The sequence below is a fragment of the Dongia sp. P2_B8 genome, assembly GCF_056404715.1.
In genome coordinates this window covers 316,968-337,568 of the sequence record NZ_JBFUDM010000009.1, presented here as the reverse complement: position 1 = coordinate 337,568, position 20,601 = coordinate 316,968, and the positions used below count along the sequence as shown (strand labels likewise).

Annotated in this window: 21 protein-coding genes and 1 tRNA gene; 3 read left to right on the top strand and 19 right to left on the bottom strand. The window is 60.1% G+C overall.

Annotated features, from left to right (window positions below; translation table 11 throughout):
- Positions 1-139 precede the first annotated feature (139 nt).
- The 7 genes from AC1DWZ_RS22590 to AC1DWZ_RS22560 all read right to left on the bottom strand — a co-directional run bounded on the left by AC1DWZ_RS22590 (position 140) and on the right by AC1DWZ_RS22560 (position 4,503).
- Positions 140-586, bottom strand: coding sequence for an arsenate reductase ArsC (locus AC1DWZ_RS22590; protein WP_477171208.1), 447 nt, complete (start codon positions 584-586; stop codon positions 140-142).
- 6 nt (positions 587-592) lie between these two features.
- Complete coding sequence (locus tag AC1DWZ_RS22585) at positions 593-1,108, bottom strand: UPF0262 family protein (protein WP_477171207.1); 516 nt, start codon at positions 1,106-1,108, stop codon at positions 593-595.
- A gap of 27 nt (positions 1,109-1,135) precedes the next feature.
- Positions 1,136-1,786: an ATP phosphoribosyltransferase gene (gene hisG, locus AC1DWZ_RS22580; RefSeq protein ID WP_477171206.1), complete on the bottom strand. Its 651-nt coding sequence runs from the start codon at positions 1,784-1,786 to the stop codon at positions 1,136-1,138.
- On the bottom strand, positions 1,783-2,313 hold the full coding sequence (locus tag AC1DWZ_RS22575) for a DUF2948 family protein (RefSeq protein WP_477171205.1): 531 nt from the start codon (positions 2,311-2,313) through the stop codon (positions 1,783-1,785). Before AC1DWZ_RS22575 ends, hisG begins: the two co-directional genes overlap by 4 nt.
- 4 nt (positions 2,314-2,317) lie before the next feature.
- The gene (gene murA, locus AC1DWZ_RS22570) at positions 2,318-3,601 is read right to left on the bottom strand and encodes a UDP-N-acetylglucosamine 1-carboxyvinyltransferase (protein ID WP_477171204.1); all 1,284 of its coding nucleotides are present in this window, start codon (positions 3,599-3,601) and stop codon (positions 2,318-2,320) included.
- Between the two features lie 24 nt (positions 3,602-3,625).
- On the bottom strand, positions 3,626-4,180 hold the full coding sequence (dcd, locus tag AC1DWZ_RS22565) for a dCTP deaminase (RefSeq protein WP_477171203.1): 555 nt from the start codon (positions 4,178-4,180) through the stop codon (positions 3,626-3,628).
- Between the two features lie 155 nt (positions 4,181-4,335).
- Positions 4,336-4,503: a hypothetical protein gene (locus AC1DWZ_RS22560; RefSeq protein ID WP_477171202.1), complete on the bottom strand. Its 168-nt coding sequence runs from the start codon at positions 4,501-4,503 to the stop codon at positions 4,336-4,338.
- 197 nt (positions 4,504-4,700) lie between these two features.
- Here AC1DWZ_RS22560 and AC1DWZ_RS22555 point away from each other — a divergent pair.
- The 3 genes from AC1DWZ_RS22555 (at position 4,701) to AC1DWZ_RS22545 (ending at position 8,394) form a co-directional block, all read left to right on the top strand.
- Positions 4,701-4,775, top strand: a tRNA-Thr gene (locus AC1DWZ_RS22555).
- Positions 4,776-5,473: 698 nt separating this feature from the next.
- The gene (locus AC1DWZ_RS22550; RefSeq protein ID WP_477171201.1) at positions 5,474-6,901 is read left to right on the top strand and encodes a Coenzyme F420 hydrogenase/dehydrogenase, beta subunit C-terminal domain; all 1,428 of its coding nucleotides are present in this window, start codon (positions 5,474-5,476) and stop codon (positions 6,899-6,901) included.
- A gap of 269 nt (positions 6,902-7,170) precedes the next feature.
- On the top strand, positions 7,171-8,394 hold the full coding sequence (locus AC1DWZ_RS22545; RefSeq protein WP_477171200.1) for a polysaccharide pyruvyl transferase family protein: 1,224 nt from the start codon (positions 7,171-7,173) through the stop codon (positions 8,392-8,394).
- Positions 8,395-8,415: 21 nt separating this feature from the next.
- On the opposite strand, the gene AC1DWZ_RS22540 is transcribed toward AC1DWZ_RS22545, so the two are convergent.
- Genes AC1DWZ_RS22540 through AC1DWZ_RS22485 form a run of 12 tightly spaced genes read right to left on the bottom strand, consistent with a single transcriptional unit; the run spans position 8,416 to position 20,592 of the window.
- Complete coding sequence (locus tag AC1DWZ_RS22540; protein WP_477171199.1) at positions 8,416-9,075, bottom strand: hypothetical protein; 660 nt, start codon at positions 9,073-9,075, stop codon at positions 8,416-8,418.
- A gap of 12 nt (positions 9,076-9,087) precedes the next feature.
- A complete protein-coding gene (locus AC1DWZ_RS22535) occupies positions 9,088-10,311 on the bottom strand; it encodes a beta-ketoacyl-ACP synthase (RefSeq protein WP_477171198.1) in 1,224 nt (407 codons plus the stop codon).
- Positions 10,311-11,036 (bottom strand): 3-ketoacyl-ACP reductase FabG2, encoded by a 726-nt coding sequence (locus AC1DWZ_RS22530; RefSeq protein WP_477171197.1) that lies wholly within the window; start codon positions 11,034-11,036, stop codon positions 10,311-10,313. Before AC1DWZ_RS22530 ends, AC1DWZ_RS22535 begins: the two co-directional genes overlap by 1 nt.
- A 3-nt stretch (positions 11,037-11,039) precedes the next feature.
- Positions 11,040-11,516: a hotdog family protein gene (locus AC1DWZ_RS22525; protein ID WP_477171196.1), complete on the bottom strand. Its 477-nt coding sequence runs from the start codon at positions 11,514-11,516 to the stop codon at positions 11,040-11,042.
- Positions 11,516-12,715, bottom strand: a complete 1,200-nt coding sequence (locus AC1DWZ_RS22520) for a beta-ketoacyl-[acyl-carrier-protein] synthase family protein (protein WP_477171195.1) — start codon at positions 12,713-12,715, stop codon at positions 11,516-11,518. Before AC1DWZ_RS22520 ends, AC1DWZ_RS22525 begins: the two co-directional genes overlap by 1 nt.
- A complete protein-coding gene (locus tag AC1DWZ_RS22515) occupies positions 12,712-13,299 on the bottom strand; it encodes a DUF3261 domain-containing protein (RefSeq protein WP_477171194.1) in 588 nt (195 codons plus the stop codon). The genes AC1DWZ_RS22520 and AC1DWZ_RS22515 overlap by 4 nt, the downstream gene beginning before the upstream one ends.
- A complete protein-coding gene (locus AC1DWZ_RS22510; RefSeq protein ID WP_477171193.1) occupies positions 13,296-15,617 on the bottom strand; it encodes an MMPL family transporter in 2,322 nt (773 codons plus the stop codon). Before AC1DWZ_RS22510 ends, AC1DWZ_RS22515 begins: the two co-directional genes overlap by 4 nt.
- Complete coding sequence (locus tag AC1DWZ_RS22505; RefSeq protein WP_477171192.1) at positions 15,614-16,237, bottom strand: LolA family protein; 624 nt, start codon at positions 16,235-16,237, stop codon at positions 15,614-15,616. The genes AC1DWZ_RS22510 and AC1DWZ_RS22505 overlap by 4 nt, the downstream gene beginning before the upstream one ends.
- Positions 16,222-16,641 (bottom strand): acyl-CoA thioesterase, encoded by a 420-nt coding sequence (locus tag AC1DWZ_RS22500; protein ID WP_477171191.1) that lies wholly within the window; start codon positions 16,639-16,641, stop codon positions 16,222-16,224. Before AC1DWZ_RS22500 ends, AC1DWZ_RS22505 begins: the two co-directional genes overlap by 16 nt.
- Positions 16,638-18,317, bottom strand: coding sequence for a glycosyltransferase family 2 protein (locus AC1DWZ_RS22495; protein ID WP_477171190.1), 1,680 nt, complete (start codon positions 18,315-18,317; stop codon positions 16,638-16,640). Before AC1DWZ_RS22495 ends, AC1DWZ_RS22500 begins: the two co-directional genes overlap by 4 nt.
- Positions 18,314-20,020 carry an ApeI family dehydratase gene (locus AC1DWZ_RS22490; protein ID WP_477171189.1) on the bottom strand — a complete coding sequence of 569 codons (1,707 nt, stop codon included), beginning with the start codon at positions 20,018-20,020 and terminating at the stop codon, positions 18,314-18,316. The genes AC1DWZ_RS22495 and AC1DWZ_RS22490 overlap by 4 nt, the downstream gene beginning before the upstream one ends.
- A complete protein-coding gene (locus AC1DWZ_RS22485) occupies positions 20,017-20,592 on the bottom strand; it encodes a COG4648 family protein (RefSeq protein WP_477171188.1) in 576 nt (191 codons plus the stop codon). The genes AC1DWZ_RS22490 and AC1DWZ_RS22485 overlap by 4 nt, the downstream gene beginning before the upstream one ends.
- Between the last annotated feature and the right edge of the window lie 9 nt (positions 20,593-20,601).

Here is a 20,601-nt window from a genome sequence, read left to right as displayed (position 1 = left end):
AAAGGCGCCTGGGCGCCGGAATTGGTCAAAACAGGATCCTTTGTAAATTCGGCCGGATCATACTGAAATCGGGCCAAAGCTCAATTGCGGCGCGGCCGCAGCTAAGGCGCTATAAAAACTGGATATTCTGGCGCGACAGCTAGATCTGCGGGGCGCCTTGCAGGGGGAAGCGGTCACGGATGCGTTTCATCAAGCCGTCGCGCACGGTCCGATAGGCTTCCAGACGATCCTCGCGGCTGCCTTCGACGATGGTCGGATCCATGGTGTTCCAGAATTCGACATCACACGCCATGGTGCGGGTCATGTCCACCGCCTTGTGTTGCGCTTCCGGCGAGAGCGAGATGATGAGGTCGAATGATTCATCCTCGAGATCGTCAAATGTCTTCGAGCGATGCTTGGTGACATCGATGCCAATCTCATCCATCACCGCCACGACAAACCCGTCTACGTCCTGTGCGCGAACGCCCACGGAATCGATGAACACGCGCGTGCCATGGAGATATTTCATGATGGCTTCGGCCATTGGTGACCGCACGGAATTATAGGTGCAACAGAAGAGCACGCTGCCGGGAAGACCCTGCTGCATGCAGCCTCACATCTTGACGTGAAGCGCACAGATCAGCGTGAATAGCCGACGTGCGGTATTGAAATCGACCTCGACCTTGCCGGCGAGCCGTTCGCGCAGGATTTCCGACCCTTCATTATGGAGGCCACGCCGCCCCATATCGATCGCCTCGATCTGCGAGGGCGAGGCGGACTTGATCGCCTGGTAATAGCTGCCGCAGATATCGAAATATTCTTTGACGATGCGACGGAAGGGCGACAGTGACAGGATGAATTTGTAGAGCGGTGCGTCGCAATCGTCCTTGATATCGAAGACCAGCCGGTTTTCCTCGATAGACAGCGACAGGTGATAGGGGCCGCCATGGTCGATTGCTGGCTGGAACTCGTTCTCCTCCAGCAGATCGAAAATCGCCACAGCCCGCTCGCGCTCGACTTCCGGCGTGCGGCGTGCCGTTGATTGTTCATCGAGGTCGATCCGGACCAGCCGGCCGGTTCTGCCTTCCGCCGGTGTCTTGTCGGAGTTGGGGCCGGTATCTGCGGTCATGGGCGCTGTATCCGGTCCAGCAGGCGATCAGGCCGCGGCCAGACGCAGCCGCTCGACCCAATCGCCGATCTCGCGGGGATAGGTTTTCATGGCGGTCCGGTTGACGATGAGGCGCGACGTGACATCGGCGATGCGCTCAATTTCGACCAGATTGTTGGCCTTCAGTGTCGCGCCACTGGAGACCAGGTCGACAATGCGCCGGCAGAGACCCAAGGTCGGCGCCAATTCCATGGCGCCAGAAAGCTTGATGCATTCGGCCTGAACGCCACGTGCGGCAAAATGGCTCTGCGTGATATTGGGGTACTTGGTGGCAACGCGGATATGCGACCAGCGGCTGGGATCATCGGTCGCCGACAGATCGGCTGGTTCCGCAACGGACAGTCGGCAATGGCCAATACCGAGATCGACCGGCGCATAGATTTCCGGATAGTCGAATTCAAGCAGCACGTCGTTGCCAGCAACACCCAATTGCGCGGCACCGAAGGCAACGAAGGTTGCCACATCGAAACTGCGTACGCGGATGATCTCAAGCTTCGGATCATTGGTGCGGAAGCGCAGTGCCCGCGAGTTCTCGTCGGCGAATTCGGCTTCCGGCTCGATTCCAGCCTTTTTGAGAACCGGCAGGACTTCCTTGAGGATGCGTCCCTTGGGCAGGGCCAGGACAAAGACCTCGCTCATTCCCGCCCCTTGGCTGCACCAGCTGCCTCACGGTCGTGATCAGGCCGCCATTGCGTCGGCCAGCCTTCACCCATATCGCTCAGGAAGACGCTCAGTTCCGAAACCGTCAACTGGATGACTCCACCGCCGGAAAACAGCAGATTGAGGTTCTGGCCGTCCACCTGCATGGTCAAAAGCGACAGGAACTTGCCGCGTTGCTTGAGATCGACGCCGCGGCTGCGGACGGCCGTCACCTTGTCGACACAGAGGCCGCAATGAATGCGCTGCTCCGTATCGAAATAATCGTCTGCGTCGTGAAAGCTGGCGTCCGTTCCCTCCATCTTGGCGGTCGCCGGCGTATGCCGGCCGGCCGGCTGCCGTTCCCAGCGGAAGCGATTGAGCAGCATGATGAAACGCTGCTCGCCTGTCAGATACTGCACCTCGGAAATCGGCACGAGCGCATCCTGCAGGCAAGCGGCAATGACGGCCAGATCGTCGGCATCCTTGGCCATCAGCCGCATGTCGGTCGCCGGTCCCGGTTTCGCCATGCCCCTACTCCGCCGCCGCGTCGGACAGACGCTCGATTTCGGCCCCACAATTGGACAATTTCGTCGTCAGCTTCTCATAGCCGCGGTCGAGATGATAGACGCGGTTGAGGAAGGTATCGCCCTCCGCCACCAGGCCTGCCAGCACCAGCGATACGCTGGCACGGAGGTCGGTTGCCATGACTGGGGCGCCGGTCAATTTCTTGACCCCGCGCACCATGGCCGACGAGCCATGGACATTGATGCTGGCACCCATGCGGGCCAATTCCGGCACGTGCATGAAGCGGTTCTCAAAAATCGTCTCGGTGATCATCGACGCGCCGTCCGCGATCGTCACCAGTGCCATCATCTGTGCCTGGAGGTCGGTCGGGAATCCGGGAAACGGTTCGGTCATGACATCGACGCCGTTGAGCGCGCCATTTGCGCGCTTCACCAGCAGGCCGCGCGGTGTCTCGGTCAGCGAAACACCAGCCTGCGTCAAGGTCGAGGCAGCGGCGCCAATGAGGTCATGATGGAGGCCGATGAGTTCGATCTCGCCACCGGTGATCGCCGCCGCCATGGCATAGGTGCCGGCTTCGATCCGGTCAGCAACGACGCTATGCGTGCAGCCATGCAGCTTCTCGACACCCTTGATGACCAGATGATCGGTGCCGATGCCCTCGATCTGGGCACCCATGGCTTTCAGGCAGTTGGCGAGATCGGCTATCTCCGGTTCGCGGGCAGCGTTGATGAGATGCGTTTCGCCCTTGGCCAGCGTCGCTGCCATCAGCAGGTTCTCGGTAGCGCCGACCGAGACTTTCGGGAACGTTACCTCACCGCCCTTGAGACCGCCTGGCGCCTTGGCGATGATGTAGCCGGAATCGAGCTCGATCTCGGCGCCCATCTGCTGCAGGCCCTTGATGTGCAGATCGACCGGGCGCGTGCCGATGGCGCAGCCGCCGGGCAGCGAGACCTTGGCCTGGCCATGGCGTGCGACCAGAGGCCCCAGCACCAGCACACTCGCGCGCATCTTACGCACCAGATCGTAGGGAGCCGTGGTTTCGGTGAGGCCCTTGGCTGAGAAAATCACCGAACGATCCTTCAGCGACTGGCGGGTCGTTACCTCGACACCCAGATGCGCCAGCAGATTGCTCATGGTGGTGATGTCAGCCAGATCCGGCACATTGTCGAGGCGCACCTCGTCATCGGTCAGCAGGCAGGTGCACATCAGCGGCAAGGCCGCATTCTTCGCGCCACTGATCTTGATTTCGCCCTTGAGGGCGTTGCCGCCGCGAATACGAATGCGATCCATAACTTACTTTCCGATCTTCTCTTCTTAAAGCCGCGGCAGCGTCACGCCGCGCTGGCCCATATATTTGCCGGCACGGTCCTTGTACGACGTCTCGCACGGCGAGGCGCCCTTCAGGAACAGGAACTGGCAGGCGCCTTCATTGGCATAGATCTTCGCCGGCAGCGGCGTGGTGTTGGAGAATTCTAATGTGACATGGCCTTCCCATTCCGGCTCGAGCGGTGTCACGTTGACGATGATGCCGCAGCGCGCATAGGTCGATTTGCCAAGGCAGATCACCAGCACGTCACGCGGCACGCGGAAGAACTCGACCGTGCGTGCGAGGGCAAAGGAATTGGGCGGGATGATACAGACGTCGGCTTCGCGATCGACGAAGCTTTTCGGATTGAACTGCTTTGGATCAACGACGGCTGAATCGACATTGGTGAAGATCTTGAATTCCGGCGAGACGCGCGCATCGTAACCATAAGACGAGACGCCATAAGAAATGACGCCATCGCGCTTCTGGCTCTCGACGAACGGTTCGATCATGCCGTGCTTTTGCGACATTTCGCGGATCCAGGTATCTGGCATAATCGACATGTGGCGGCTGGTCCCCTCGACCCTCGATGGAAATATTGCTTATTAACGATTTCGGCGGCTGCCAGACTGACTCGTTTTGGCTGACTCGTTCTGGCTGCCCCAATCGCGCCGTTTGTATCGGAAGGCCATCCAGGCCTCAAGGACTAGCGTACCTGCTATTCCCCGTCAGCCGGGCTCTTTCCGGTCTCGGCGCGGTCGCGCTGCTGGGTCTTGCGCCGCTTCAAATTGGCCCGCAGCGCCTCGGCCCGACGCTGGGCTTTGTCATCTGCTGCCGACTTACCCGGCGCCGTCGGATTCGGCGCCTTCTTCTCCCCCGCACTCATTCTCGTCTACCCTCTCTCAAACGGCCTCAAGGTACTGAATTGACACCATTTAATTACGGCCAAAATGCGGCCAGGCCAAGGTGGTTTCAGGGGCCCTCGGCGCGCCGTTCACAACCCTTGCCATCGCAAACGCCTTCTGGCATGTTCCGCGCCGCTTCAACGGGCCTCACCCAAGCCCGCTGGTCAAAAGCTTAGGCGCCGTCGTAGCTCAGGGGTAGAGCACGTCCTTGGTAAGGACGGGGTCGGAGGTTCGATTCCTCTCGACGGCACCATTTTCCCAAACAAAATGATGTAGTTAGCGAAATTGGCTTAGGTCTTTTTCGCATGCATTAGAACATGCCGGATGCGGGCAAGCCCGGCAGCGCCGCCTGTCAGCGCGATCGCGTGGCATAGGGCCCGCTTTCGCCCAGCTCTCTCCTTCAGCGTGCCGATTCTCGCCGCCAATGGCTCTGATTGCAGCCGACGAGGATTCCCCGGGCGCTCAGTTCGTGACGGGATGCCGGAGAAACTATCTGGCGGCGCCGGCAAGCTTCCAAGGCCATTCACCTCGACGCGACCAGCGGCGTCAAAGGATCGTCGCTTGAAGACATGGATGAGCAAATGCCTCCGTTAAGTCACAGATCCGACCCCACAAGTATCAGGGCAGCGGACAGCGGATATGGTCTTCTGCCCCTCCTTAAATATTGCCGTGAAGGCTGGGCAACTGATCACCGATAGGTCCGGCCAATCTTATTAGAGGTAGATCGTATTTACGCTCGCAAGAATCCGAAAGAATAGACGCCCGGACCAGGCGTCTAGCACCGAAACAAAATGGAAGAATGATCAGACCGGCGGGCGGTTTCTCGCCTTCCTGTCTTTCTTCTCGAAGCCACTCAATGTGCGCCTTGGCATTTCGGCTGATGCCGGCATCTGTGGCACTTGCCTCAAACAGAAACACGGCTTGGTCGTGCCGGAAACGAGAGGATAACCAATGCCCGAGACCGCTGTGGAGACTGTGTCTCAAATTGACCGTGTGATCGGCGGCGGCTACTGCATCGGCTGTGGGACCTGTGCCTTTGTCGACCCAGAGCATTTTTCCATGAAAATGAATGACGAGGGCATGTGGCGCGCTGCGCGCCAGGGTCTGTCGGAAACAGCATACCCCGTTGAGCGCGTATGCCCTATGTCCGGTGATGGCTTGTCGGAGGACCAGATCGCGGCAGAGCTTTATCCTCACCTGCCAGCACACAGTCAAATCGGCCGATACGAAAAATGCCTGGCAGGCCATGTCAAAGAGGGCAATTTCAGGGAGGATGGTGGCTCGGGCGGGCTCGTTTCCTGGCTGCTCGTGGAATTGCTGCGCACGGGCGAGGTCGACGCGATCATACACGTATCGGCCAACCCGGAAGCAAAACCAGACGATCTTCTGTTTCGCTATACGGTTTCCTACGATACGGAATCCGTACAGAGCGGAGCGAAATCGCGATACTATCCCGTCGAAATGTCGGAGCTGCTTCAGTTGGTTGCGACAAGTGAGCAACGGTTCGCCATCGTCGGCCTGCCCTGCTTCGTCAAGGCCGTTCGTCTGATGCAGATGCAGGGGCTGTTTCCTCTCGACCGGACGCCCTATTTGATTGGCTTGGTCTGTGGGCATTTGAAGAGCCGCTTTTTTGCAGAGTACCTCGCATGGCAGAAGGGAACGCATCCGGGCCAGCTTACCGTGATCGACTTCCGCCATAAGCTGCCGGACCGTCCTGCGTCTTCATACGGCTTCAGCATGACGTATCGGAAGGCGGAAACCAGGGAAGACGTCACGGAAGTCCATCCCATGTCTGAAACTGACGGCAAGGATTGGGGAGAAGGCCTCTTCAAAAATCCGGCCTGCGAGTATTGCGATGATGTTCTGGCCGAGTGCGCCGACATTGCCATTGGGGACGCATGGCTGCCGGGCTATGTCGATGATCCCCGGGGAACGAATGTCGTGGTGACTCGCAACGCGCGCCTTGGTGCAATTGTTGAAGAGGGCATGGCGCGGGGCGCGCTCTCGTTCGAACCGATCTCTCCCGATGCGATCGCCCAAAGCCAATTCTCCGGCCTGCGGCACCGCCGCGAGGGATTGGCGCACCGGTTGATGACGCGGCAATCCGCCGGTGTCTGGATACCAAAGAAGCGTGTCCAACCCGTGCTGGCACCCGACCCCAGTCGACGGCGCGTTTACAATCTACGGCAGGAGATCGCCCAACTCTCGAACAGGGCGTTTGCCTCGGCGAAGGCTGCGGGCGAACTGGCCGAATTTCAAACGGCGATTACCCCCGTGGTGCACCGGTATCGACAGGCGCAGCAACGCCCTTACCGCCAACGGATGATCGCAAAAATCAAATGGCTGGCAAAAAAAGCTCTTCGCCGGTTCGGCCCGTGAGGTGCCTCGCTCTAACGCGGATTTGAGGGTATTTGTGCATAGGGATCCATACGTTTTCATTGATGTCTTTTAGACGCGGCACCCTCGGCGCAGGCCCAAGCCGATAATCTTAGACACTTGCCTTGTTTTATGGCGCGCACGCGGTAATCTTGCCGCAGTGCAGCATAGCCGCGCGCAGGACGCTCTTGCCGGCGATCTGACCGATATTTGGCTAATTTGTTGAGAGTATGGAGATAATAGTGAAAATTCTGATTTGCATGGTTACCGGGATGACGAATCGGGGGGTCGACGCCCTGGTCGCCTCGAAAACGTCCCAGCTGCGCAAAACCTTCCCGGGCGCGCAAATCGATGTCTTCACCCGTGACGTCATGGTCAATCGGCCATTTTTGAAAAAACGCGACATCGGCTGCATTCCAGACCCCTTCTCCGGCCTGCGGAGTCGGCTGCTTCAGAAAGCCGGCCGGTTTGCCCCGGTGATACGCGCACTTGCCGGCAAACGCATGAAGACGCTCACCGCTATCGAACAGACCTTGGCCAGCTATGACCTCGCCGTCGTGTCGGGTGGTGACAATATGAGCTCGGATTATGGTTCGCCGCGCCAATATCTTCTGCCGATACGCAAACTGATCGATGCCGGTGTGCCCGTTGCAATGCTCGGTCAGTCCATCGGCCCATTCCGGCAAGCTGAACATGCCGAAAGTTTCCTGTCGGTGGCCCGTGACTGCGCGTTGATCACTGTCCGCGAAAGTGCCAGCTACAAGTATGTCGTCGATGATCTCGGCTTGCCGCCCCAGCAGGTTCACTTGACCGCGGATACGGCTTTTCTGCTTGAGCCTGCCGAGGCGGACCTTGCAAAGAAGATGCTGCGGTCCTTCGGCATCGATCTCACCCGCCCCATCATCGCCGTCTCAGTCAGTGGCGGTATCGCCAATTTCGCTTCCACCGACGGTACCAGCCATCTTGCGGCACTTGAAAGAATGATGCGTCGCTTGCTGGCCGAAACGGACGCGCAGCTCCTGCTGATACCGCATGTCGAGGATCCCAATCCCGACAACAACGACCTTATCCCTGCTGACGACCTCATGCGCCGCCTCGATTTCGATCCTCGCGTGCGACTGGCCAGGGGATTCCTTACCAGCAACGAATACAAAGCCATTGTCGGGCAATGCGTGATGGTTGTCGCCGAACGCATGCATGTCGCCATCGCCGGTCTGTCCTCGGGGATCGCCACCTTCGTCATCGGCTATAGTGTCAAAGGGCATGGCATCATGTCGGACAGCTTCGGTGTCGATTCCGTTGCTGAAGGGCTGGTCACGCCGTTGGCGGACTTCATGTCCAAACCCGAGGAAGACGACAAGATCCTCGCTGTCTGGCGCAATCGGGTGGCGCTGTCAGCGAAGCTCTCGGACAGGCTTCCAGCGATCAAGGCGCTCTCCGCCAAGAACTTCGAGCTGCTGAAGGATCTTCCCAAAATGGCGCGGCAGAAAAAATAGCCGCTGCTTCAATCGCGCCGTTCAGTTCCTGCGCAGGCAGTAGGCGTAATGGAACAAATCTGCCCGCCCCACGCTGGCCAGGGTCTTGCAGGTGACCGAAAACCCCTGCCCTTGGGCCATGGCAACGAAGTCCGGGGATTCGAAGGCGGACCAGAGCAGAATCACCCCGCCGGATGTCAGCCGGGCACCCAGCTTGTATAGACCWGTTGGCCCGTAAAGCTGCGCATTCCGGGGCGAAACAAGCGCTTCAGGGCCATTGTCCACATCCAGCGCGATGACATCATAGAGCGGCCCTGTCTCTGCCTGCACCATCTCACCAATGTCGGCGGCGACGATGGTTACATTGGGCGGCCGCTGCGGCAGCACGCTGGCCGCGACATAGCGGTCGAACCAGGAGATCACCGCCGGCGAGAGTTCGGCCACCGTGACATGGCCGGAGCCGCCCAATTCCCGTGCCGTGGCGGCCAGGGTATAGCCAAGACCAAGGCCGCCCAGCAGGATGTTCGGGTCTGCTTTGCCGGAGATCTTTACGGCCATCTCACCAAAAGCGACTTCCGATTGATGGCCGAGCCCGTTCATCAATTCGAGCCCGTTGGCGCGAATCATGAAGACATCATCTTTGCGGTAAAGCTCGAGGTCCCCTTCCGGGACATGAGCGGTATCGATCAGCTCCCAAGCCATGCTGCTCGGTCCCTAGACTCTTTTGAGGATCAGCGATGTGTTGATGCCGCCAAAGGCAAAGTTATTCGACATCAGATGCTCGATATCGAGCTGCCGCCCGGCACCCATCAGGTAGTCGAGTTCGGCACAACGCGGGTCGATATTTACGAGATTGGCGGTCGGGGCAAACCATTGATCGCGCATCATCTCGATGCCGAGCCATGCTTCCATGGCACCACACGCTCCAAGAGAATGTCCGAAATAGGATTTCAAGGAGTGAATCGGTGCCCTGGCGCCCATCACAGCATTGGTCGCTTCGGTCTCGGCAATGTCGCCCCATTCCGTTGCGGTACCGTGGCCACTCACAAAGCCGACGGCGCTCGCCGGCAGGCCGGCATCGCTCAACGCCTCGCGTAGCGCCACCTGCATGGTGCTGGCCTGGGGCTGTGTCACGTGATTGCCATCGGCATTGCAGGCAAAGCCCAGGATTTCAGCATGGATCTTGGCGCCGCGCGCGATGGCGCGTTCGCGCTCTTCCAGGATCAAGGTCACGGCACCCTCGCCGATCACCAACCCGTCGCGGTCGCGGTCATAGGGTCGCGGTGTCGTCTCTGGCCGGTCGTTCTTTGTGCTGGTGGCATAGAGCGTGTCGAAGACAGCAGATTCGGTGACATCGAGTTCATCGGCACCACCCGCCACCATCACGTCGGCCTTGTTCCACTTGATGGACTCATAGGCATAGCCAATGCCCTGGCTGCCAGACGTGCAGGCACTGGAGGTCGGGATGACCCGACCGGTAATGCCGAAGAACAAGCCGATATTGACAGCCGCCGTGTGGCTCATCATCTGAATATAGCTGGTGGCATTGAGCGTTTTGGAATGACCGTCCTTCATCAGCTCGGCAAAGGCAACGACCGGCCCCGGGCTGCCGAAAGAGGAACCAAAGGAAATGCCTGTGCGGCCATTTTTCAGCGTCGGATCGCCGAGCATGCCAGCATCCTCCAGAGCCATTTCGGTGGCCCTGACTGCCATCTTGGCGACCGGCCCCATCGTCCGGGTCTTCTTGCGCGGGTAACGCTCGTCCGGCACGAAACCAACAATGGGAGCGGCCAGGCGCGTGTTGATACCCGTGAAGCGTTCCCAATCCGGCATGTATCGGATGGCTGTTTCACCCCGCTCCATGCGGGCTCGGATTTCCGGCCAGCTGTTGCCCAGCGCGGTGATACCGCCCATCCCTGTGACAACCACGCGGCGCATCAGATCATCCCGCCATTTACGGACAACACTTGGCGGGTGACATAGCCGGCGCCTTCGGAGCAGAGATAGGATACCGCGGCGGCCACATCATCCGGCTGCCCGGCCCGGCGCATCGGGATCATCTTCAGAACTTCCTCCATCGGCAGCGCAGCCACCATTTGCGTCTCGATGACGCCCGGCGCCACACAATTCACTGTGATGTTGCGCTTGGCGAGTTCGATCGCCAGAGCCTTGGTGGCACCGATGATACCGGCCTTTGCCGCACTATAGTTGACCTGCCCGCGATTGCCGGCAATGCCCGAGACAGAGGCGATTGTCACGATGCGGCCACCCTTGCGCGCCGACACCATCGGCATCACCGTCGGGCGTACAACATTGTAGAAGCCACCGAGATCGGTATCGAGGACATCGTCCCACTCTTCATCGGTCATCGCCGGAAACGCAGCATCACGTGCGATGCCCGCATTGAGGACGATACCCCAGTAAGCACCATGCACCTCCATGTCCGCTTCCAAAATGGCACGCGCGCCGTCACGGTCCCTAAGATCGAAGCTCATCAACCGGCCCGACCCACCCTTCGACTCTATGGCGGCAAGCGTCGCCTCGGCACCGGCGGTGTCGCGGCCGTAATGCACCACGACGGCAAATCCGTCGGCAGCCAGTTTCTCGGCGATGGCGCGGCCGATGCCCTTGCTGGCCCCGGTCACAAGAATGGTCCTAGTCATCAGTCAGCTTTCGGTCCCCAGTCTGATCCCTTGCGCGGCCAGCACGGCCGCAAGGTCGACCGGTTGGTGCAGGGTAAGTTGCGCCTTCGCCGCAAAACTGTCGCGGCACCGCACCGTACAATCGAATACCCCCGTTTCGCCATCCTGGAATACCAGCTCCGCCCGGACCGAAACCGGTTCATTTTCGCGGAACCAAGCATGGTCGGCAGCAAAATTGCGCGTCCCCAGCAGAAAACCGATCCGGACTGGCTTACCGAGGACCAGGGCCTCAAGGCCGACATAGGCGCCGCAGGTCTGCGCCATCCATTCGATCGCGACATGCGCAGCTATACCGCGCCCCGGCTCAAAAAAAGGCGAATTGGCGCGAACGGTCAGTGCGGTCTCAATCACCCCAACCTTCCAGCCGGTCACCCGGTCCAGCAGGATCATTGGGTGAGCATGGGGCAACAGGGCCTCGATCGGATGCGGGCAAGGCTGCATCACCGCTCCCCTTGCCCCAGAATAAGCGCCATGTTGCTGCCACCGAATGCAAAGGAATTGCTCATCATGGCCAGGCGGTTGCCAGCCGGCACCGGCGTCCCGGCATGAACGAGATTGAGGGCCGGAATGGCAGGATCGGCGGCACCGTCCCAGAGATGCGGCGGCAAGGTGCCGGGCCCATGCGCCGGATGCAGAGTCAGCCATAGGAACGCAGCTTCGCAGGCGCCAGCGGCACCCAGCATATGGCCCGTCATCGCCTTGGTCGAACTGCAGGCAAGACCGCTGCCAAAGAGTTCATGAACGGCGAGGCCCTCCATGGAATCATTGAGTGGCGTCGCGGTACCATGGAGGTTGATATAGGCGATGTCGGATGGGCTCAGACCAGCCTGTGCCAAGGCAGCCGACATGGCGGCGTAGGCGCCCTTGCCAGCAGGATCTGGCGCGCTGAGGTGATGCGCATCGGAGCTTTCGCCATATCCCAGCAAGGCGACATCGGCCGTTTCCTGGGTCAGCAGAAAGGCCGCGGCACCTTCGCCGATATTGATCCCATCACGATGGACGCTAAAGGGATTGCAGAGACCACGCGACATCGCATCGAGAGACGCAAAGCCGTTAAGGGTCGTGCCGCACAGCGTGTCGGCACCGCCAACAATGGCCGCGTCACATAGCCCTGCCAGCATCAGCCGCCGCGCGCTCGCAAAAACCTTGGCGCTGGATGAACAAGCCGTGGCAATTGTGTAGGCCGGACCGGTAAGGTGAAGCGCTTTGGCAGCAAATTCGGCAAAGCTGCCAAGTTCCTGCTGCCGATAGTCGAAATCCTTCCGCCAACTGCCTTCGCGATGACGCTGTGCGAAAGCCGCTTCGCCCTCGGCGATCCCCGATGTGCTGGTGCCCAGAATAACCGCAATGCGGTCGGCGCCATAGCGTTTCCGCGCAACAGCAATCTCTGCGGCGATTTCCTGCAGAGCCAGCAACATCATCTGGTTGTTCCGCGACGTGTAGCGCGCCATGCCGTCCGGCAAACTTGGCAAAGCTTCCGCGACGCGCCCAACATAAGCCTTACGGTCCGGTAGAATATCCATCTGCGTTGCCAATCCAGCGCGCGACCCGGCAAACAGCTTTTCCGATACGGCTGCCTTGCCGGCACCGAGTGGTGTCACCAGACCCATCGCTGGAAGCCCCAGGCGCAACCCGGTCATGGTGTTGCCTCAGCCGATTGAACATCAATCTCATAACCCCAGGCAGCGTTGCGGTAATGCAGCCGGCCGGTCCATGCCTGCGGTCCACCTGCCAGATAGTCGACATGGATGATTTCCTGGCCGTCAACCATGATTGACCGCGCATTTCCATTGTCCAGAAGGGTTGCATCGGCCTTATCCAGGATCGGTCGCAGAACATCTGCCGGCCAGTATAAAAGGACGATGTCCGCCAGCATCGATCCAGGCCGCACGGCCGGCGGCAGCCAATCAGCGCGCTCAGCCACGATCTTGCCAGATTTGTCCCAGGTGACGCTCATCGCGCGCCGTCCGATGCCATCGACCCCAACCAGGTAGAACCGTTCCGACGTCACGCTGATATGACCTTCAAAGGCAAATACATCGCCATCGTGATGTACGGTGATCATCTGCGACGTCTCGACCGACCGGCCGATATCGCCCGGCTGCGGCAGGTTCAACAGACGATCCGGCGCGAAATACGGCAGATTGGCCGTGTCATCTACCGGTACCGCAGCACAGCCGGCTAGTGCAAGCAGCGCTGTCGCTATAAGGGCAAGTAGCTTCATGCCGCGTGCCTCTTCCGCGGATTGACGTTGCCGGCAATTGGCGCCAGCAGGAAGGCGATCGATATGCCGAGCAGCATGGTCAGCCCGAAGGCATGCACGGCAAAGACACTGCTGAAGGCCAGCACACCGAAGGAAAGCAAGGTCGTCGCCATGTCGAGGAGGACTGCCAGCATGGTGACCGGCCGGTGCGCCTGGTCGCTTTCGGCGCAGAAGGTCGCATAGTCGACGCCGATCGCCAGCACCAGAATGAGGCCCATGACATGAAAGAAGCTGATCCCCTCGCCGGTCAGCGCGATCAGGGCCGGTGCCAGGATGAGAGCGGCAACCGGCGGCACCAGGACGATCAACCCACCTTTGACGCCATAGCGCCAACCGAGCGGGATCACCATAAGCAGCGCCGAGAGTCCGATCAGCCATAAAGCCCGATGACGATAGGTGCCAAGACGCTCGGTAAAATCGCCTGCCGGATCCAAAACACGCACCCCGTCAACGCCAGCCAATGCCAAGCGAAGCGCCGCCACATCCTTGACATCATCAAGAGCTATCACATGCTGCCCCGGTGCCAGCACCCATTCCTGCAAGAAGGGTAGCGCGCCGGATTGGAGCGCATCGTGGAGTGTCAGATCCGCCGCACCCGCCGTAGCGTCGATCTTCTGCAAGCCGAGTTGAGCTAAATGAGCCATGAGATAGGGTTCATTGAGTGCCTGCTGTATCAGCGCGCGGTCGGCCCTCTGTCGCGCCAGGGACGGCACGAAATCGGAAGGTCCGCGATAGGCCGCCAGCATGCCGTCCTCTACGGCACGCCGCAGGATCGGCGCAACGGCTTCACCCTGCTGCAGAGCGGCCTCATCGTCGGTGGCGTCGATCAGCAGGAACTGCAGTGTGCCGCTGGTACCCGCGAGGCGCTGGATACCGGCCTGCTGCGCCAATAGATCTGGCGACAAAGATTGCATGCGCCGAACATTGTCGTCGATCGACAGGCGGGAGAGGCCCAAGACCGCCAACCCGGCCAGAACAGCAAGGCTCACCCAGCATAAACGTCGCAAGCGTGGGTCTTCCCAGATGTGCCAGAAATGACCGGCCAAGCGCAGCAATGTCGGACCATAGGCTGGCGGACGGCCACGATCGAGCCAAGGAAACCAGAACACGACCGTCAGAAACGACGCGGTCAAACCGGCGATCGAGAATATCGCTACCTGTCGCAAGGCTGGAAATGGTGCCAGCAGCAGGATCGCATAGCCGATCAACGTCGTGAGAAGACCCAGTGTAATTCCAGGCAGGACATGATGGAGGCGCTGCCAGGGCGATGGCCCCTCAGGATCGAACACGCTCGCGGAATAATGAATGCCGTAATCGACCGCGACACCGGTGAGGCCGACGCCGAACAGCAAGGTCGCAATATGTATTTCGCCGAAGAGCAATAGATTGGCTGCAAGCCCTGCACCAATACCGATGGCCACCGCCATCAGGTTCATCAGCAGCGGTCCCATCCGGCAAAAGGCACCGATCAGCATGACCAGCGTGCCGACCATGGCAATCGTGCCCAGGGTCGATGTTTCCTGGATGCCCGATTTTGCACCCTCACGTGCAAAGAAGATGGCGCCGGTACGTTTGACTTCCAGGCCCGGCGCCTTGGCCGACAGCGCCGCGACTTCATCATCGATGAGTGTCGTGAAGCGCTCTTGCGGTTCCAGCGCATAGGGGTCATCGCGGACTTGGCCAGCGACCAAAATCCAGGTCTTGCCGTCCGCTTCCGTCGTCAACCGGCCTTCATCCGGGACGAGACGCGACAGCGGCGCCGGCAGATGTGCCAGAAAATTCGGAAACAGTAGAAAGGGATCGATGCCGAGCAGGCGCGCATCGGCAAAACTGCCGACACCATAAATCTGTGCCAAGGCGCGCTTAGCGATCAGGTCGCCCTTCCCCGCCGTCAGCAACGCCTGATCCTCCGGCGCCAGCAGGCCATGGGCAAAGGGCAGATAGAAGCTGCCCATGGCCTTGACCGCGGCGGGATCGGTGGCGTTCATCGTGGCCATGCCACCATCGGTTAGAGCGCTCTCAAGCTGTACCGCGGCCGACCGAGCTACCGCGCGATCGGAATGCCCAACCAACAATACGAACTGCCGCGAGACGGACTCCGTCAGCCGCTGGCTGATGCGGTGCTGATCAGCTGCGGCAGCGTCAGCTGGCAGTAGCGACAAGAGGTCTGTGCGGAAAGGTATGCCGTGTAGCGCCTGGAGCCCAAGATAACCCGCGCTGAGCAACACCAGGCCAAGCCACCCCATGGCGAGCCAGAATGATTTGGGACGTGCGATCATGGCTGCCCGGTCGATTGGAGCAATTGCACCTCATCAGCCCCCAACGGGTCCGCGCTCGGCTTCTGATCCAGGAAGGTGAGCGTGTCGTGATCGCCACCTTGCTTCATGATCTCCACATGCTCGACATAAGCCTTACCGGAGATCTTGATCTCCGTTATCGGCATGGCATCGTTGGGCGCCTTCTTTGTCGGCGTTAGTTGCAGAGACCAGCCGCCGTCGCTCTCGGCCTTCACCACCGTAAAATCCTGTTCCAGGGCCTGCCAATCGCCAGCCATGGCGCCGCTCAGCATGTCATAGAGCCCGGCCATAAAAGGCGCGCGACTGGCCGGCAGGTTGAGTGTGGTGGCACCATCGCTTTGTTGCGTGAGGCCGGTCCGCGTCATCACGGTGGTAACAGCGAAGGGCTTCTCCGCGCGCCAGATCAGCCCCTGCCCCGGCGCCAGGATGAACGTGCCCTCGCTCTTCAAGGGATTGGCAAATCCCTGCAGAAAGCGCTCCTGCACAAAGCGCCCGCGCAACACGTCCCCGGGTTTGAGTGCCGAGATGCCTTCGGCAAGGGCGTATGTTGCCGGAAGCAACGCAACGAGAAGGAAGGCGAAACAGATCAATCGGCTGCGCATAGGACCCGCTTCACTTTTTCCAGGAAGATGGCCGGCGATTCCAGGTGGAGTTCCTGGCTACCTACCGACACTGCTACCTGGATGGTATACGCCTTGGTCAGGACCTCGCTGCTTTCGGCATCGCGGCAGACATAGTTGATCTTCAGGCGGTTTTCATACTCGACCAGGGTCGCTTCGACCCGCAGCTTCTGTTGATAACGCACCGGGCGCACGAACTTGATGCGCATGTCCACGATTGGCCACACATAGCCTGACCGTTCCATTTCCGGGTAGTTATAGTTGATCTTGTCCAGCAGGATGCCACGCGCCTGTTCAAAATAGCGCACGTAATTGCCATGCCAAACGACCTGCATAGGGTCGACGTCATAGAACTGCGCCACGATAATTGTCTCGGCAGAAATCATGAACGGGATTCCTTGTCACCCGGATTCCAGAAGTCGAAGAAATTGTACCATTGCAAAGGATCTTGCAGGGCGTAGCGTTCCAGACGTGCGGTAAATATTCCGGCATAATGCCGCACCGCAGCCTCACGCGCCCCCCGGGGCAGCAGGACATGGTCCGCGAGCTTTTCCACATCCAGAACGAAATGGTCGCCCCGCCGTACGCAAAACAGGGTGTAGACCGGACATTCGAGCAGCGATGCCAGGATATAGGGACCCTGGGAGAAAGGTGCCTCGCTCCCAAGAAAAGGGAGTTGGACGACCCGCTCACTCTTGACCGGCACCCGGTCACCGGCCATCACCACCCAGCTGCCCCGCTCCACCCGTTCCTTGAGATCAACTGCCGCTTCCGGCCCCAGATCTGTCACCTGCCGCACATTGACCGCCGCTTCCGGCCGATATTCCCGCAGCAGGCGATTGTAGTTCTCGGCATGGCGCGTGTGGACCAGCACCAGCAGGCGCTGCCGGGTTTCCGCATCGAGCAAGGCCCGCGCGAGATCGACATTGCCGACATGGGCTATGATGAACAAGGCACCGCGCGGATCACGCTCGGCTATCTCTAGATCCGCGACCTTGCCGGGCCTGATCAGGTCGGGTGGCATATCGCCGGTCCAGCCAATGAAGGTGTCGAGGGCGCGACCGGCAAAGGACATGAAATGCTTCAGGCCATTGCGGAAGGTCGGTTGCCAGCGCGGATCCGGGCGCATGGTGTAGGCGCGAGACAGAAAGTCCCGTGACGCTTGACGTTGCGCCGATCCAGTCAGGTAAAAGTAACCAACGACGGGGGCCATGAGAGCGAGGCAGGCCCGCCGCCCCAACAGCCGGTAGATTGCAGTCCAGACGCGCAATCCCCAATAGGCACCGCGTTCCGTGAGCCAAGCCCAGTGAAGTGGCCGACCGCGCCTGTTGCGCAGGATTGCGGGCACGCGCCTGAGCATGCCGAAGAACAATCGCGTATGCATTGCCGTGATGCGCAGATTGTCACGCCACAGGTCGAAATTGGAGATGTTGCCCTTGGGATAAGTCACCGCCACCGGATGTTCGATCACAGGAACACCACGCCAGAACAGGCGCACCATGATCTCCGTGTCAAAATCCATCCGTCGGCCAATGGTCTCGCCGGCCGCATAGAGATCCGCCACGGCACCCAAGGGGTAAACACGAAAACCACACATACTGTCGCGAATTTGCAGGGATAGCGTCTCGATCCAGACCCAGATATGCGTGGCGTAGCGACCGACGGCGCGGCCGAGCGGCACGGAGCGGTCATAGACCGGAATACCGGTGACCAGGGAAGCCGGATGGTCGCGGGCAAGCTGCAACAGACGTGGCGCTTCTGCAATATCGTGCTGGCCGTCGGCGTCGATCTGCAACGCATGCGTATAGCCCGCAGCCATCGCTAGTTGAAAACCGTGACCGACTGCCCCGCCCTTTCCCTGATTGGGATCCAGCCGCGCCACCTGCACGCCCTTGCCCGGATTGGCGAGAGCCGCCAATGCAGCACGTGTCGCTGCATCGCTGCCATCATCGATCACAAAGATTGGCAGACCTTGTGCAACAAGCGTCGCAACAATGGCAGGAACGGCGCGCGCATGATTGTGGCTGGGCACGATGGCGCAGGGTCGAAAAGTACTTATCACGATGCCGACATCCTGATCATGCCAGAGGTCAGCACCTGCGTTCCTTGATGATAAGCAAAGCTCAATCGTTGTCGCGCGGCATCGTAGGTCAGCTTCAGGGTGACGAGCGTGTCCGGCAGGGTCAGCCGGTGAAATTTCACCTGGAAGTTTGTCGCCGCCTCAATGGGCAGACCAAGATGACGCGCCGCCAGCTTCACGACCCAATCGATCTGCGCAACGCCGGGTACAATGGGCATGTTCGGGAAATGGCCATTCAGCTGCTGCAGATCGGCCCGGTTGTAGAGATCGAGCTCGACCGTGTCGCCCTCATGCCGGATGGCACGGAGATCGGGCTCGGTTGATTGGCGTTCGTTTGTGAACAGATTGATAAGGTCCTGCTGCACAATCTTGCCCATATCATTCCTAGGTAAGGCATCGACGAAGCGCCAGCGGCGCGGCCGACCTGCAGCCTCTTGCGTCCGAGCCAGTTTCTGGCGCAACAAACGCCCAAAGCGGAAGGTTCCGATTCTGGCCAATTCCTGCCAGCCAAGAGCGCTCGGCACGATCGCGGCTGCAAGTACCTCCTGGGTGCCTGGCAATGCCAACACGGCTGCTGCAGATACCAACGGCAAGGCACAGAGTTGCGCTTCTACCTCCGGCAAACTCACACGCTTGCCATCGATCTTGGCAGTACGGTCGGTGCGCCCCATCAGTCGGAAGCCACCACCTCCTACAATATCGATGATATCGTCCCCGGCAAATGTCGCCTCATCAGGCAGGAATGGCGAGCGCACGTGAATTTCACCGTCGGGCCCACGGCTGACCGACACATCCGGCATAGGCTGCCAGGGCAGATCGACGTCGGCACGTTCCCGCCAGGCAATCGTGCCAGTCTCCGTACTGCCGTAGATTTCACAGATGGCCTTGCCAAAAATTCTCGCAGCAACAGTACTGGCCTGCAAAGGCAGAAAGGCACCCGCAGACAAAATCGCGGACGGCCTCTGATCCGATGGCAAGCTTTCCTGCAGCGCCAACCGCGTGAGATGCGCCGGGCTTGTGACGATCACGGCGTCTTTGAGGTCCCGCCCGAGCAAACTCTCCCACAGATCGTAGATCGCACCATCAATGCAGCGCCCGCTGCAGAGCGGCCAGAACAGCTTGTAGCTGAGACCAAAGAGATGTTGATGGGTGACCGTGCCGACGACCCGCGCATGCTTCGGTATGTTGCGGCCGATAATCGACTCAACGGCGGTCGCCTCTCGCTCCATGACCGCGAGTGTTTTGTGCACTGCCTTGGGTATACCAGTTGATCCCGAGGTGAAGAGATTGAGGCGGCAGGCCGTCGCATCGATATCCTGCAGGTTCCAACTACCCGTGGCACCATCCATCAGCAAGAAGGCCTGCGACTGTCCTTCCGGCAGATGGTCGCAGACTAGTAGATCCCAATGGTCCCGGATCGCCATCAGTCCGCCTGCTGTCGCATTCTGCGGCAGGATCACATCAGCGCCGATCTGGAACAGCGCCAGCAGGCCGACCATGGCCCAATAGGTATCGGTCGTGACCAGCAGGCCGCGGCGGCATCCGGTACCGGCCAGGCGTTCGGCATTTGCCGCGACGTCACGCCGCAACTGTGCAAGCGTGACAGTCTTCCCACCCGCAATGGCGATCACTCGGCCAAGGTCGCTGGCGTTGGTCAGCAGAGTCGCAACAGAGACCATGTTCATGAGTTCGGCTCTGGCGCGAAATACCGCAACAGCGCCGGGCGCAAAATGATCTCGCCCAGGAACAGGGTCCCCATCACCAGATAGGAAATGAGCCCCGTCCACAATGTCCACAAGCCGATGCTCGCCCAAACCGCCAGCACAGCCGCAATGAGCGCATTGGCAAGCAGCCAGATCGTCCATACGCCGGTTACCTTGCGGCAATAGCTCTGCCCGGCCCGTGTCAATTGCGGATCCTTGATGCGGGCAAAACGTTCTACCAAGCTGGGTGGCTGGCGCAGCGAGTTCGCAAACAAGGCCGCAACAAGGCCGCTGAGCACGGCCGGATAGGCCTTGGCCGCGGTCGCAGCGTCGATCAAACCCAGCGCGCCGATCGTCAGTGCAGCAATGAGCAGCGGCAGCCGAAACAAAGCCACACTGCCGCCCGGCACGAGAAAGGCGCGCAGCAACAGTAGGCAGCAGGCCCCGGACACGAAGACAAAGAGAGGAACCCGGTCACGGCCGAGATAGACCAGGATGGGATAGGCGATGGCAAAGAATGCGAACAGAACCGCACCGATACCGCCTGATCGCACGCTGCTCCG